This is a genomic window from Lactobacillus rodentium (genome assembly GCF_003423665.1).
Lineage (GTDB): Bacteria > Bacillota > Bacilli > Lactobacillales > Lactobacillaceae > Lactobacillus > Lactobacillus rodentium.
The window spans coordinates 1-12,515 of the sequence record NZ_BFBY01000009.1 but is presented as its reverse complement, the minus strand read 5'-3'; the positions used below and the strand labels follow the sequence as shown (position 1 = coordinate 12,515).

Annotated in this window: 14 protein-coding genes and 1 riboswitch; of the genes, 10 read left to right on the top strand and 4 right to left on the bottom strand. The window is 34.1% G+C overall.

From position 1 onward, the window contains the following. Positions 1-33 precede the first annotated feature (33 nt). A complete protein-coding gene (locus LrDSM24759_RS05885; RefSeq protein ID WP_117118566.1) occupies positions 34-258 on the top strand; it encodes a hypothetical protein in 225 nt (74 codons plus the stop codon). Here LrDSM24759_RS05885 and LrDSM24759_RS05880 read toward each other — a convergent pair. Beyond that, positions 255-1,082 carry a glycosyltransferase family 2 protein gene (locus LrDSM24759_RS05880; RefSeq protein ID WP_117118565.1) on the bottom strand — a complete coding sequence of 276 codons (828 nt, stop codon included), beginning with the start codon at positions 1,080-1,082 and terminating at the stop codon, positions 255-257. The two genes, LrDSM24759_RS05885 and LrDSM24759_RS05880, sit on opposite strands and share 4 nt — an antisense overlap. Positions 1,083-1,223: 141 nt before the next feature. Here LrDSM24759_RS05880 and LrDSM24759_RS05875 point away from each other — a divergent pair, with 141 nt between their 5' ends. From LrDSM24759_RS05875 to cls, 4 genes are all read left to right on the top strand, one after another. After that, positions 1,224-2,189: a DUF1002 domain-containing protein gene (locus LrDSM24759_RS05875; protein ID WP_117118564.1), complete on the top strand. Its 966-nt coding sequence runs from the start codon at positions 1,224-1,226 to the stop codon at positions 2,187-2,189. A gap of 94 nt (positions 2,190-2,283) precedes the next feature. Further along, the gene (locus LrDSM24759_RS05870; RefSeq protein WP_117118563.1) at positions 2,284-3,888 is read left to right on the top strand and encodes an ABC transporter ATP-binding protein; all 1,605 of its coding nucleotides are present in this window, start codon (positions 2,284-2,286) and stop codon (positions 3,886-3,888) included. Positions 3,889-3,998: 110 nt separating this feature from the next. Next, positions 3,999-4,940 (top strand): alpha/beta hydrolase, encoded by a 942-nt coding sequence (locus LrDSM24759_RS05865; RefSeq protein WP_117118562.1) that lies wholly within the window; start codon positions 3,999-4,001, stop codon positions 4,938-4,940. 20 nt (positions 4,941-4,960) lie between these two features. After that, complete coding sequence (cls, locus tag LrDSM24759_RS05860) at positions 4,961-6,418, top strand: cardiolipin synthase (RefSeq protein ID WP_117118561.1); 1,458 nt, start codon at positions 4,961-4,963, stop codon at positions 6,416-6,418. 32 nt (positions 6,419-6,450) lie between these two features. Here the strand turns inward: cls and LrDSM24759_RS05855 are convergent, their stop codons facing one another. Continuing rightward, positions 6,451-6,927 (bottom strand): hypothetical protein, encoded by a 477-nt coding sequence (locus tag LrDSM24759_RS05855; protein ID WP_117118560.1) that lies wholly within the window; start codon positions 6,925-6,927, stop codon positions 6,451-6,453. A gap of 268 nt (positions 6,928-7,195) precedes the next feature. Here LrDSM24759_RS05855 and LrDSM24759_RS05850 point away from each other — a divergent pair, with 268 nt between their 5' ends. Next, positions 7,196-7,723, top strand: coding sequence for a methylated-DNA--[protein]-cysteine S-methyltransferase (locus LrDSM24759_RS05850; protein WP_117118559.1), 528 nt, complete (start codon positions 7,196-7,198; stop codon positions 7,721-7,723). Beyond that, positions 7,710-8,483 (top strand): TerC family protein, encoded by a 774-nt coding sequence (locus tag LrDSM24759_RS05845; RefSeq protein ID WP_117118558.1) that lies wholly within the window; start codon positions 7,710-7,712, stop codon positions 8,481-8,483. The genes LrDSM24759_RS05850 and LrDSM24759_RS05845 overlap by 14 nt, the downstream gene beginning before the upstream one ends. On the opposite strand, the gene LrDSM24759_RS05840 is transcribed toward LrDSM24759_RS05845, so the two are convergent. Next, positions 8,476-8,850 (bottom strand): DUF488 domain-containing protein, encoded by a 375-nt coding sequence (locus LrDSM24759_RS05840; protein WP_117118557.1) that lies wholly within the window; start codon positions 8,848-8,850, stop codon positions 8,476-8,478. The two genes, LrDSM24759_RS05845 and LrDSM24759_RS05840, sit on opposite strands and share 8 nt — an antisense overlap. A gap of 54 nt (positions 8,851-8,904) precedes the next feature. On the opposite strand from LrDSM24759_RS05840, the gene LrDSM24759_RS05835 reads away from it, so the two are divergent. The 3 genes from LrDSM24759_RS05835 (at position 8,905) to LrDSM24759_RS05820 (ending at position 12,216) form a co-directional block, all read left to right on the top strand. Then, the gene (locus LrDSM24759_RS05835) at positions 8,905-9,531 is read left to right on the top strand and encodes a DNA-3-methyladenine glycosylase (RefSeq protein ID WP_117118556.1); all 627 of its coding nucleotides are present in this window, start codon (positions 8,905-8,907) and stop codon (positions 9,529-9,531) included. A gap of 45 nt (positions 9,532-9,576) precedes the next feature. Next, positions 9,577-9,751, top strand: a riboswitch (Lysine riboswitch). Positions 9,752-9,863: 112 nt separating this feature from the next. Beyond that, complete coding sequence (locus tag LrDSM24759_RS05825; protein ID WP_117118554.1) at positions 9,864-11,471, top strand: ABC transporter substrate-binding protein/permease; 1,608 nt, start codon at positions 9,864-9,866, stop codon at positions 11,469-11,471. Next, positions 11,461-12,216, top strand: a complete 756-nt coding sequence (locus LrDSM24759_RS05820; protein WP_117118553.1) for an amino acid ABC transporter ATP-binding protein — start codon at positions 11,461-11,463, stop codon at positions 12,214-12,216. Before LrDSM24759_RS05825 ends, LrDSM24759_RS05820 begins: the two co-directional genes overlap by 11 nt. Positions 12,217-12,262: 46 nt before the next feature. Here LrDSM24759_RS05820 and LrDSM24759_RS05815 read toward each other — a convergent pair. Continuing rightward, positions 12,263-12,515: IS3 family transposase (locus LrDSM24759_RS05815; protein ID WP_157964246.1), on the bottom strand; the 253-nt coding region annotated here is incomplete at its 5' end.

The following is a 12,515-nucleotide window of genomic DNA, read 5'->3' as shown; positions in this document are numbered from 1 at the left end:
TCAATTTATATTTCAATTAAGGAGTTGTTAATTATGACTAACCAATCAATCTTTTTTAATCCTGGCGACGCCATTGCTTCAACTCATGATTTTAAAGAAGCTCGACGCAGTGCTGAAATTTTCAAGGCAAAAACTAAAGCTAATGAAAAGTTAGTAATTGCACAAAATGATAAAAATGGTGAATTCGCAATTTATTATGCTGATAAGGTAGCCGATAAAACTAAGGGGATTCCTCACCATCTTAAAGACAAACTTTAATCTTTGTAATTTGAATCACTAATAGCTGCTTTCTTAGCAGCTTTTTTATTAGTCTTATTTTTATCTCTTTCTGCTAAAAGACTTTTAACAATTTGACTCCATACCCGATAATTAGCTTTAAAATTATCAGGTACTTTCTTTAAATCGATTGTATGGACCATACTATCTGCTCGTTGCCAATAATGATACAGAGGTTCAGAAGTAAAATAGTAGCCATCTGTTAAAGAAATATATTTAACATTAAAAATTTGATCTTCCATAAATGCAAGATTTTTGACAAAAGTTAAATTATATTTACGTACTACTTCAGTACGATAGCCCTTATTCCAAGTGTAGCCTTTTACCGGAGAGCTGAAAATATTGGTCATTTTAAGGTAAGTTTCGCGCTTATTCAAAAGACCATTTTCTTTTTTCTTATCGACTGCGCGACTGGAATTACGTCTTTGTGAATCAATCCAAAAGCCACATGAGACCATAGCAACATTAGGATATTGGTTAAATGCACGCACAAAAAAAGCAGTATAGCCAGGATCAACCCAATCATCCCCATCATGGAAGGTAAAGTATGGCGTATCAACTAAACTCATTCCCAAGTTACGGGCATCCGATAAGCCTCCATTAGGTTTATCTATTATTTTAAAAAATAAAAATTTATCACGGTATGATTCGGCTATTTCATGAGTTCTATCACTAGAACCATCATTGATAATTAATAATTTGAAGTTTTTATCTTCTTGAACTGCTAAATGATCAAGTGCACGACCTAAATATTTTTCCATATTGTAGACTGGCATGATCACCGTTAATAATGGTTGACGTAACACGAGCTCAGGCCCTCCTTTGCATTATTAGATTATATCATCTTAAGAGAATATTACATAATTAGAGTATTGTTTTAGGGTATAATAGGCGTAGATTTATCTATACTTATATTTACAAATACTTATAAGGAGACAAAATTTAATATGAAGAAAGTAATTACCATTTTTAGTGCATTTTTAGTCAGTGGTTTACTTAGTATTTTTGCTTTACCTGTTTCTCACCAAGTTAAAGCAGATGATGACACTCCCGTAGTTACCTTAGGAACTTCTTTAACTAGTTCTCAAAGACAAGGTACGATTGATACTTTGACCCAATCATTAAATGGAGCTAGTTATAAAACTATCACAATTACTGGTGCCGACTTGGTGAAATACCTTAATCCTTCAGGTGCAGACTTTACTAACAATTCTGGAGTTTGGTCAAGTGCATTAATCCAAAAAACAGCTGCTGGCAGTGGAATTAATGTTCATATCTTACCTTATAATGGTCATAATAATATTACGACTATCACTGCTAACCAGTATAAAAATGCTGCATTAACTGCCGGTATTAGTGATGCTAATATTTATGTTACGAGCGCTAATCCGATTGATGGTTCAGGTGCATTAGCTGGGGTATATGCAGCTTATGCCAAAACAGGTGATTCTTTGAACCAAAGTCAAATTAACGCAGCTCAAGATGAAATGAACACTTTAAGTGGAATTACTGAAGAAAATAAGGGCAAAGATGGTTATTCTGATGCCCAATTAAATAATGCAATTGCGGGTGCCAAGGCTGAAATGGCCAAAAAGGGTAACAATATTTCTAACAACGAAATTAGAAGTATTGTTAATAACCAAATTAATATTAATCATTTAGGTGACACCATTACTAATAATCAAAAGGAACAAATCGTTAACTTATTAATTACTATTAAAAATTCTGGTGCTTTAAAAAATAAGAATTTTGCTCAACAGGCAAATAAATTAGCTGATCAAATTCAATCTGGCGCTAAGAATATTTTTAGTAAATTTAATACTCCCGAAACTCGCAACTGGTTCCAACAAATTATTGATAGTATTGTGAACTGGTTTAAGGGACTCTTCGGTGGCATAATTGTTCTAAATTAGCTATATTTTTTGGTAAAAGGACTTATTTCTTTCTGAAATAAGTCTTTTTTTTGATATGATAGAATGCAAGTAATAAATTTTTGGAGGAAGTAATTTGAGTTTAAAATACGCCCCTAAATATCGAGTTTTCTTATTTTTAATTTTCTGTATCATTAAAGCATGTGACGTTTTATTCATTGCTTATATGATTAAATTAATGCTTAACCTAGCTTCTAGTGGAAGTAAAGATGTTACTGAATTAATTAAATTGGCTACTATTGCTGGTATCGGTCAACTCTTTTTTACCTGTTCTAATTTCTTCTATGAACACTTAAAAATGACTATTATCAAAAATGTTAATTTAGTTCTTAAAAATGCCAACTTAAATTATTTAGTTGCCCAAGCAAAAAATGATACTAAATCTGGTTTAAGCTTAATGACAAATGACCTAAAACAAATCGAAACTGGTCGTGTAACAGCACAACTAGATATGTGTTACCAATCTATCTTATTTATTGGCGCCATTTCATTTGCTTTTATTAATTCATGGCAAATGACCGTTATCTTTATTGTAGCTTCTATCGCCCCAGCATTGGTTCAAATCCTAACTAGTCGCTTAATCACTCGTAAAGCAAAAGTCTGGGCTAATGCCAACGCTGATTATACCCAACACGTCTCAGATAGTTTGAATGGAGCTGAGGCTGCTAAATTATACAATGTGCAACCTACCATTATTTCACGTGCTGTCAATAGTGCCCAAAGGATGGAAGAAGCCTTAAGAAGCATGAATTTTACCCAAGCATGGGCCTTAGAAGTAATTTATACAGTAGCTGAACTTTTTTGTTTTATTATTCCATGTACAATTGGTGGCGTATTAATGATGCATGGGCAACTAAAGGTTGGGACTCTAGTTTTAATGGTTGACTTGGCAATGAACTTTATTACTCCTGTAGTAACAATTTTCCAAGAATTTAATCAAGTTAAATCAACTGATCCAATGTGGAAAAAGACCTTACGCGCTCTTAATTACAGCAAAAATCCTCATGAAAAAGCTATTGATCAAAGAGATGATTTTATTGACTTAAAAATTGATAATTTGGCCTATAAAACTAACAAGACCAATACTGAAATTTTTAAGGATGTCAATTTTTCTGTCACTCCTGGTAAAAAGACACTCTTAATGGCTCCTTCTGGGTGGGGAAAAACTACCTTGCTAAAATTAATGATGGGTAGTAAATCCCCAAGTAAGGGACAAATTCTGATCAATGATCAAAATCTTACCAATGACTGGTCAAAACTTCATAATTACTTTTCCTATGTTAACCAAAAGCCCTTCATGTTTGATGATACGTTGCGTTTCAATATTACTTTAGGAAGAAAAGTCAGTGATCAAAAATTAAGACAAGTAATTCATGAAGCAGGTTTAGATGAACTAGTAAAAGAAAAGGGGCTTGATAGCCCAATTGGTGAAAATGGTAACCAATTATCAGGAGGTCAAATCCAACGTGTAGAAATCGCCCGTGCCCTCCTTTCCCACCGTCCAATTTTGTTAGCCGATGAAGCTACAAGCGCTCTTGATCCTCATCTTTCCCTAGAGATCCATGAAACGCTCCTTAAGAATCCAAACATTGCTGTAATTGAAGTTGCCCATAAGATTTCTCCAGCTGAAAAAGCAATGTTTGATCAAATAATTCACCTTAATCAAACTCCTACTGATTAAAGCAGTTGCCTCGCAACTGCTTTTTAACTTGTGACACAATAATTGATAAAATGTTAAAATAATCTATTATTTACGCTTTATTTAATTCACCTAGTAGAAAGGAGGCCACGATGTTTTTTAGACAAAAGAAATATGCAGCAGAAGCAGTTAAAAATCGCAAAACTGATCAAAAGGAAACTAAGCCCAATCTCTTATTAATGACGACTCTTGGCCTTCTTGGTACTTTTACACCTACTCGGTGGATTTTACGATTACATCCCCAAAAAGTTCAGGATACTTCTACCACTGAGTCAATTGATAATTCAAAAAAGCAAATTCCAATTATCTATATGCATGGTTTTCGTGGCGGGGACTATACGACTCAAATGATGGTTCAAGAAACTACCAAGCTGAAATCCGACCATGGTTATCTCAAAGTTAAAGTAGACGTTTATAATAACTTTGAAATTTCTGGTACTTGGACAAATGATGCCCACCCCATTGTTCAATTAGTTTTTAACCAAAATATTGCTGGGGTTTACGCTATCTCTTATATGCAAAGATTGGCTTTAGCTTTTTTAAAGAAGCGTTATCATTTTGAAACTTATGATGCAATCGCTCATTCTTTAGGTGCACCAGCATTGGTTAAAACAGAAATGCAAGTACATAATCATAAGCGTTATCCTCATTTACATAAATTTATTTCCATTGCAGGCCCTTTTGATGGAGTAATGTACCTAGGTGATATCCCAAATATTAACCATTTAACTCCTAATGGCCGACCACTTTTTATGACTTGGTCTTATGCTGGCATGTTACTACGACGTCGCCGATTTAATCCACAAATCAAAGTCTTAAATGTCTATGGTAACGTATTAGATGAAACCAATAGTGACAAATTTATTTCTGTTACTTCCGCCAAATCTATTCGTTACATTCTCGCTCCTGTTGTATCTTTTTTTGAAGAAATTGAAATGCGAGGCGAAATGGCCGAACATAGTAATATGCATGATAATCCTCTAGTCATCGAGATTATTAATAAATTTTTAGGATTAATTCCAGAAAATAGATAATAAAAGAAAGAAGGTAAGAGATGTTTTGGGACAATAATTGGATTCAATTAATCTTAGCAGTTAATACGATCTTGGCTTTCTATGTTGTCTTTCATCGTAAACGTTCCGTGGCTGCTTCATGGGCTTGGCTAATTATTTTAATTATTTTCCCAGTAGCAGGTTTTATCTTATATGGTTTTACTAGTCGGGGCCTTTCACAAGAAAACCTCTTTGCAATTAATCGTCAAAAGCATATTGGACTTTTTAAAGTAAATCAGATGATTCCAAAAGCTCCTACTAAGGCTGGTCCGTCTGATACTTCAAATGTTGCCCCGATTTTAATCGACTATTTTAATGATCAACATGAAGCTCCTTTGTCTAAAAATAATATGGTAAAAATCTTTACCAATGGTGAAGATAAGTTTCATTATCTCTTTAACGATATTCAACAGGCTCAGGAAACTATTAATGTTGAATATTATTCATTTATGAACGATGACCTGGGAAATACGTTCTTAGATTTACTTATAAAAAAAGCAAAACAAGGAGTCAAAGTACGTGTTATTTATGATCCGTGGGGATCTCCTGGTGCGCATTTAGCATGGTTTCAGCCGCTTATTGATCAAGGTGGCGAGGTAATTGCTTTTATCACTGCCCAAAACATGATCACCAAATATCGTATGAACTACCATTTACACCGTAAAATAGTAGTTATCGACGGAAAAATTTCTTGGACTGGTGGTTATAATGTAGGTGACCAATATGTCAATAAGAGTAAACGCTTTGGTTTTTGGCGCGATACTCATGTAAGAATCGTTGGCTCTGCTTCTCTTCTTTTACAAGAAAGATTTGCCATGGATTGGAATGCTTCAATTAAAAATAAGGAACAGGCAATTATTTTTTCATCACGTCTTTTTCCAAAAATTGAAGAAAATCATTTAAGTGATGAAAATGTAGCAACTCAAATTGTTAGTGATGGTCCTGATCAAGAAACACCTTATTTACGTAATGGGATGATGCGCTTGATGATGGCCGCTAAGAAAAGTATTTGGATTCAAACTCCCTACTTAATTCCGGATGATCCAATGCTAGCTACCTGGGTAACAGCAGCTCATTCTGGTGTCGAAGTTAGAATCATGATCCCAGCTATGCCTGATCATCCCTTTATTTATCGTGCTACACAATGGTATGCTCGATATTTACTACATGAAGGTGTCAGAATTTTCATTTATAATAATGGCTTTCTGCATGCTAAAACAGTCACTATTGATCAAAATTTTGCAGCAGTAGGCTCAATGAATCAAGATTATCGATCTTATGAATTAAACTTTGAAACTGATGCAATCTTTTATGATTGCAACATTACTAACCAACTACGTGATATTTTCTTAAAGGATTCAGAATATTGTCATGAATTAACAATTGCCGATACTGAAAACTGGTCACGTTGGCTTCGTTTTAAGCAGGCCTTTTCTCGTTTACTTTCGCCAATTTTATAAATAAAAATGAGTAGAATCATTCTACTCATTTTTTAGATTATTTTTCTAATTTCAATTGGTGTCTCTTTTCCAATGTAAGTTTGAATTGCCAAAATAATTACTTCCAGTTTCTTGGAGAAACGCAAGGTAAAGGCAGTATTTTTTTGTGTTTGAAAAATCACCATTGTTGTTGGTTTGCGAGAAGTTGGGACAGGAATAATAGTAACACGTTCAATATCTGAATACTTAACAGTTCTTCTAAAGTAGCCACTTACTACTAAGCGTTTTTTGGCAAAACCTGAAAAACCATCAACAATACTCATTAAAATAAAGACCGCAACTAATGCATTTAATCCTAAACTAGGATTAGAGAAATAGTCCATACTAAAGACGATCACCAAAAATAATAAGGCCCAAATTACCGAAGCAATTCGATAATGAGCACGTAATTCAATTACCGCTTGCCAGTACCAACTATAGAGCGAGTACCCAACAAAATAAAGACCAATTAGAATATATAGTAATAACATTTATTTTCCCCTATTTACTTTTTTCTATTATATCAAAGAGCTAACAATCACCAAAAACTTATCTTTTTTTCTTTAAAAAATCTATTTGTTATTTTTTAACTTTTAAGGCATAATATTGAAAATATTATTCTTATAACTACTAGTTTATAACCAGATATTTAAAGATTTTAAATAAAAAGTGGCACTTTGTCACTTTTTCGATCGATTATGTTATTGTTATAATAGGTAAATTTTAAGATGTTAATGTTATAAAGAAAGTTGATCAGCAATGGCATTAAATAATAATATATACTATTATGATACTGTCCGAATTGATCCCTGGACTTACCAAATTGTAGTAAGCACGGAAGGGTTAGTTTTTGTTGGCTTGAAGGAAGATAAGACCTACTCATCATTTCATAATTATTATCCTAACCAAATGTTGGTTCAGGATCCTAAACGAGTAGCTCCTTATATCGTCGAATTAAAAGAATATTTTGCCGGTAAAAGACGAAAATTCGATTTACCAATTGATTTTAGTTCTTTTGGTACTTCCTATCAGAATAAAGTCATTCAAATGGTTTGCAACATTCCTTATGGAACTACAGTTACTTATGCTGATCTCGCTTCCGCAATTAATGGGTCCACTTCTGTTAGAGCTGTTGCACACGCAGTAGCTCTAAATCCTAACTTAATTTTTATTCCCAGTCATCGAGTAATTCTGAGTAAAAATAATGTTGGTGCTTATCGCATGGGGTCAAAAGAGAAATTACGTTTGATAAACCTAGAAAAAGGATATTTGCATGCAGATTCTTAGACTTTATGCCCCTTTCTTTGATCTTAACAATTGGAGCCATGTTCTTACTAGTGGCAAAGATTGGATGATGATCCTAACTCTAATTTTGATGGAGTGCTTACTTTCAGTTGATAATGCTGTAGTCTTAGCGGCTCAAACACAAGTCTTACCGACTGAAAAAGAGAAAAAGGAATCTCTTATTTACGGACTGTGGGGTGCTTACCTCTTTCGGTTTATTGTTATTGGAATCGGTACCTACTTAATTAATTTTTGGGAAATCAAACTTTTAGGTGGAATTTATCTATTATATTTAGTTTATCGCTATTTTTATGACCTCCACCATCCTGAAAAAAATAAACAGGCAACTTCACAACCAAAAAAACATAAAAAATCTACAAAAAAACACCATTTATCACTCTTTTGGCGTACTGTTATATCAATTGAATCAATGGATATTGTTTTTTCAATTGATTCTGTGCTAGCAGCCTTAGCCATGTCCAATAATCCGGTTGTAGTTTTAATCGGAGGAATGATTGGTATTTTGTGTATGCGTGGTGTAGCCCAAATTATTATTAAATTAATGGAAATAATTCCTGAACTGCAAACAATGGCTTATATCTTAATTGCAATTATTGCTGGGAAGCTTTTAATTTCACTTCCACCTTTTAATTACAAGGTGCCTGATATTATTTTTGCAATTATTGTTTTTGGAACTGTTGGTTTTACTATTTTATTTCATTATCTTCGTCCCAAGAACCGCCACAACAAGATTTCTAATTGATTTTCTTACTTAAATAATCTTTGAGTACAACTGCTTGGTTGTGCTCTTTATTTTTAGCCCCATAAAGAAAAAGGACATCTTGCTTAATTAGTTGATTTTTGACTGTTGTGATAAAGTCAGCCAAGCTTGGATTATTATCTAACTCGACTTCATATTTTTGTTTAAATTCTTCATACTTATTATCATCATGATTAAACCATTTACGTAATTCATTGCTAGGTCCAATTTGCTTATCCCATTCATCTAAAGCGGCCTTGGCTTTGCTCATCCCACGTGGCCATAATCGATCTACTAAAATACGATAACCATCTGGTTGTTCATGATCATAAATTCTTACTAATTTAATTTTATTTTTAGGTGTAGTCAATTTATTTACCTTCTCTTTCTAATTTTATTATACTTTTACTGAAAGGAGTCCGGTATGAATTACGATTCATTTTTTAAAAATCGCCCCACCGAAACTATTGCTGAAGATTTACTAGGTAGAACGCTTTCTTTTAATAATGGTAATGAAGTTTTAAGTGGCACAATTGTTGAAACAGAAGCCTACTTAGGTCAAAAAGACCGGGCAGCTCATTCCTATAATGGCCGTCGATCGCAAGCTAATGAAGGTCTCTATCGTAGTGGCGGGACCCTTTATATTTACGCTCAAAGACAATACTTCTTTTTTGATGTTGCTACTCAAGAAGCTGGAATTCCAGAAGGAGTCCTAATTAGGGCAATTGATCCAATTCAAGGAATTACAACAATGGAAAAAAACCGTCATCATAAAACTGGAGTTCTTTTAACTAATGGTCCAGCAAAAATGATGCAAGCTTTTGGGATTGATAGTCGCAAATGGGACCTGCATTCCTTGACCGACTCTCCTTTTGATATTGATTTAACTTCTAAGAAAAATATTCAAGAAATTAAGGCGATGCCAAGAATTGGAATTAATCAATCTGATCCCTACTGGGCCCAAAAAGAATTACGCTATATTGTAGCTGGTAATCCTTATGTTTCTGATATGAAGAAAAAAGATTTTAAGAAAAACCACGGATTTTATTGACAAAAGATTAAAAATCGTTTAATCTTTTCATCAGTTAAATATTTCCAATGCAATAGAGGTTGCGATAGGTACAAATTTAAATGGAGCCCACGAAGGCTAAGAAGTTTAAATTTAGACCTATCGCCGAAATGAGAGATTTGTTCGTGAAAATGTCTTGTTGGGCTACAAGAGAAGATCTTGTAGACTGTCCTGGTAGTCCCCGGGGAGCGCTATATGATTTGGTTTCATTACTAATGAATTTTCCACCTCGTTGTTTTTTGGTAACAACGAGGTTTTTTATTTGCGTTTATTGTATTGGCTTTATTTGAAATTATTTTTGGAGGTATTTCAAAGTGAAGTCAAAAACAAAGTGGCTAACCGCTCTCTTGATGTTAGTATTCGGTTTTATTATTAATGCTCATCTTGCTAACCCTGTTCATGCTGCTAGCAAGGAACCAGTTTTAAAAATAGGAATGGAAGCTAACTATCCACCTTATAACTGGACTCAAACTAATGATGCTAATGGTGCCGTTCCAATTGATGGTTCAAAACAATATGCTAATGGGTACGATGTCCAAATTGCCAAGATCATTGGTAAAAAATTACACCGTAAGGTAGTTGTAGAAAAAACTGAATGGGATGGTCTTTTACCTGCCTTAACTTCAGGTAAAATCGATTTAATTATTGCAGGAATGTCCCCAACTGCTGAACGTCGTAAGGCTATTAATTTTACTGAACCTTATCGTAAGGGTACTTTTGTAGTTATTGTTAATAAAAATAGCAAATATGCTAAAGCAAAAACACTTAACGATTTTGATGGTGCCAAATTAACTGCCCAACAGGGAACCCTACATTATGACCTAATCAAGCAATTGAAGGGTGCTAAGCGCCAACCTGCAATGCGTGATTTCTCAGCTATGCGTCAAAGTTTAAATTCTGGTACAATCGATGGTTATGTTTCTGAAGACATTGAATATACTAGTTACAAGGCTGTTAATCCAAATGTTGTAGCTATCAATTTAAATAAAATGTCTGGTTTCCACGTAGATGCCGATGATTCGGAAACTTCTATCGGAGTTAAGAAGGGAAATACTCAACTTCTTAACCAGGTAAACGCTATTTTAGCTACAATTTCCAACAAGAAGCGTGCTCAATTAATGAATACTGCTATTCGTGAACAACCTCAAGCTACCTCTAAGCACGAAAATTGGTTTGTTTCTATGATGCGTCGCTACGGTAGTATGATTCTCGGTGGTGTAGGTATGACCTTACTTCTTGCCTTGATTGGTACTATCGTTGGTTTCTTTATTGGATTATTAGTTGGTATTATTCGTACTATCCCTACACCTAAGTCAACTGGTAAGAGATGGTTTATGAAAGTTATCGATTGGATCTTAGCAGTTTATATTGAAGTTTTCCGTGGTACTCCTATGATGGTTCAAGCAGCTGTCTTCTATTACGGGATTGCACAATTATGGCACATTAACCTTAATAGAACGGTTGCTGCCTTAATTATTGTTTCAATTAATACTGGTGCTTACTTATCCGAAATTATCCGTGGTGGTATTAACGCTACTCCTAAGGGACAATTTGAAGCTGCTCAAGCTTTAGGTATGAAGCACTCACAACAGATGTGGCAAATTATCTTACCACAAGCCATCCGTAACTGTTTACCATCAATTACCAACGAATTTATTGTAAACATTAAGGATACTTCAGTATTAAGTATTATTTCAGTTTCAGAATTGTTCTTTGTTGGTACTACTGTTGCCAGTCAAACCTTCCAATTCTTCCAAACTTACTTAATTATTTCTGCAATTTACTTGATTCTTACTTTCTCAATTACTCGTATCTTTAACTTAATTGAGAAGAAACTTGAGGGCCCAAGAAACTACAATTTGATGGCAAATCAAATTCAATTAGCTGATCCAAAGGAGGCTGGCTTAGAACATGAACAATAATGAAGAAAATATTTTAAAAGTTGAACATTTACAAAAAAGCTATGGCAATCACCAAGTTTTACGTGATATCTCATTTGATATCAATAAGGGTGAAATCATGACCATTATCGGGCCTTCTGGTGGTGGTAAATCAACTATGCTCAGATGTATTAACCTTTTAGAAGATCCAACAGAAGGCAAGATATTATTCTATGGTGATAATATTTTAGCGCCAAAATATGATTTAAATCATTATCGTTCAAAAGTTGGTATGGTTTTCCAACAGTTCAATTTATTCAACAACAAAAATGTTCTGCAAAATTGTATGATCGGACAAGAATCAGTTTTGGGCCGTTCAAAGACTGAGGCTGAAAAAATTGCCCGTGAAAACCTTCAAAAAGTTGGTATGGAAGCATATGCTGAAGCAAAGCCAGCTCAATTATCTGGTGGTCAACAACAACGTGTTGCGATTGCTCGTGCTATTTCAATGAATCCAGAAGTTTTGCTTTTTGATGAACCTACTAGTGCTTTGGATCCAGAAATGGTTGGTGAAGTTCTAAAAACCATGAGTAACTTGGCCAAAACCGGTTTAACAATGGTGATTGTTACTCACGAAATGGGGTTTGCTCGCGATATCTCTAACCATGTCGTATTTATGAGTGATGGTGTTATTACTGAACAGGGAACTCCTGATCAAATTTTCAACCATCCACAAGAAGAAAAGACTCAAAAATTCTTACGTAACTTTAGAAATGAACAGTTCTAAACAAAAAAGGGCCTCTTAATGATATGAACCCTAAAATTAGGACATATTATTGAGCCAGTTGATTTAAAACCATATTTCGATATTGAATCGGAGTATGGTTTTTTATTGTGCTCTTGATTCTTTTGTTATTGTAGTAATAAATATATTCTTTGATTGCTTTTTCAAGCTCATCTAAATTCTTAAATGTTTTCTCAAACCCATAGAACATTTCTCGCTTTAAGATACCAAAGAAACCTTCCATTAATCCATCATCTAATGAATTTCCATTTCTAGACATTGATTGCTCAATACCATGATCT

Excerpts from the sequence above, each read along its gene's own strand:
- LrDSM24759_RS05885 (WP_117118566.1), top strand. The coding sequence starts at position 34 with ATGACTAACCAATCAATCTTTTTTAATCCTGGCGACGCCATTGCTTCA.
- LrDSM24759_RS05875 (WP_117118564.1), top strand. The coding sequence starts at position 1,224 with ATGAAGAAAGTAATTACCATTTTTAGTGCATTTTTAGTCAGTGGTTTA.
- LrDSM24759_RS05865 (WP_117118562.1), top strand. The coding sequence starts at position 3,999 with ATGTTTTTTAGACAAAAGAAATATGCAGCAGAAGCAGTTAAAAATCGC.
- cls (WP_117118561.1), top strand. The coding sequence starts at position 4,961 with ATGTTTTGGGACAATAATTGGATTCAATTAATCTTAGCAGTTAATACG.
- LrDSM24759_RS05855 (WP_117118560.1), bottom strand. The coding sequence starts at position 6,927 with ATGTTATTACTATATATTCTAATTGGTCTTTATTTTGTTGGGTACTCG.
- LrDSM24759_RS05850 (WP_117118559.1), top strand. The coding sequence starts at position 7,196 with ATGGCATTAAATAATAATATATACTATTATGATACTGTCCGAATTGAT.
- LrDSM24759_RS05845 (WP_117118558.1), top strand. The coding sequence starts at position 7,710 with ATGCAGATTCTTAGACTTTATGCCCCTTTCTTTGATCTTAACAATTGG.
- LrDSM24759_RS05835 (WP_117118556.1), top strand. The coding sequence starts at position 8,905 with ATGAATTACGATTCATTTTTTAAAAATCGCCCCACCGAAACTATTGCT.
- LrDSM24759_RS05820 (WP_117118553.1), top strand. The coding sequence starts at position 11,461 with ATGAACAATAATGAAGAAAATATTTTAAAAGTTGAACATTTACAAAAA.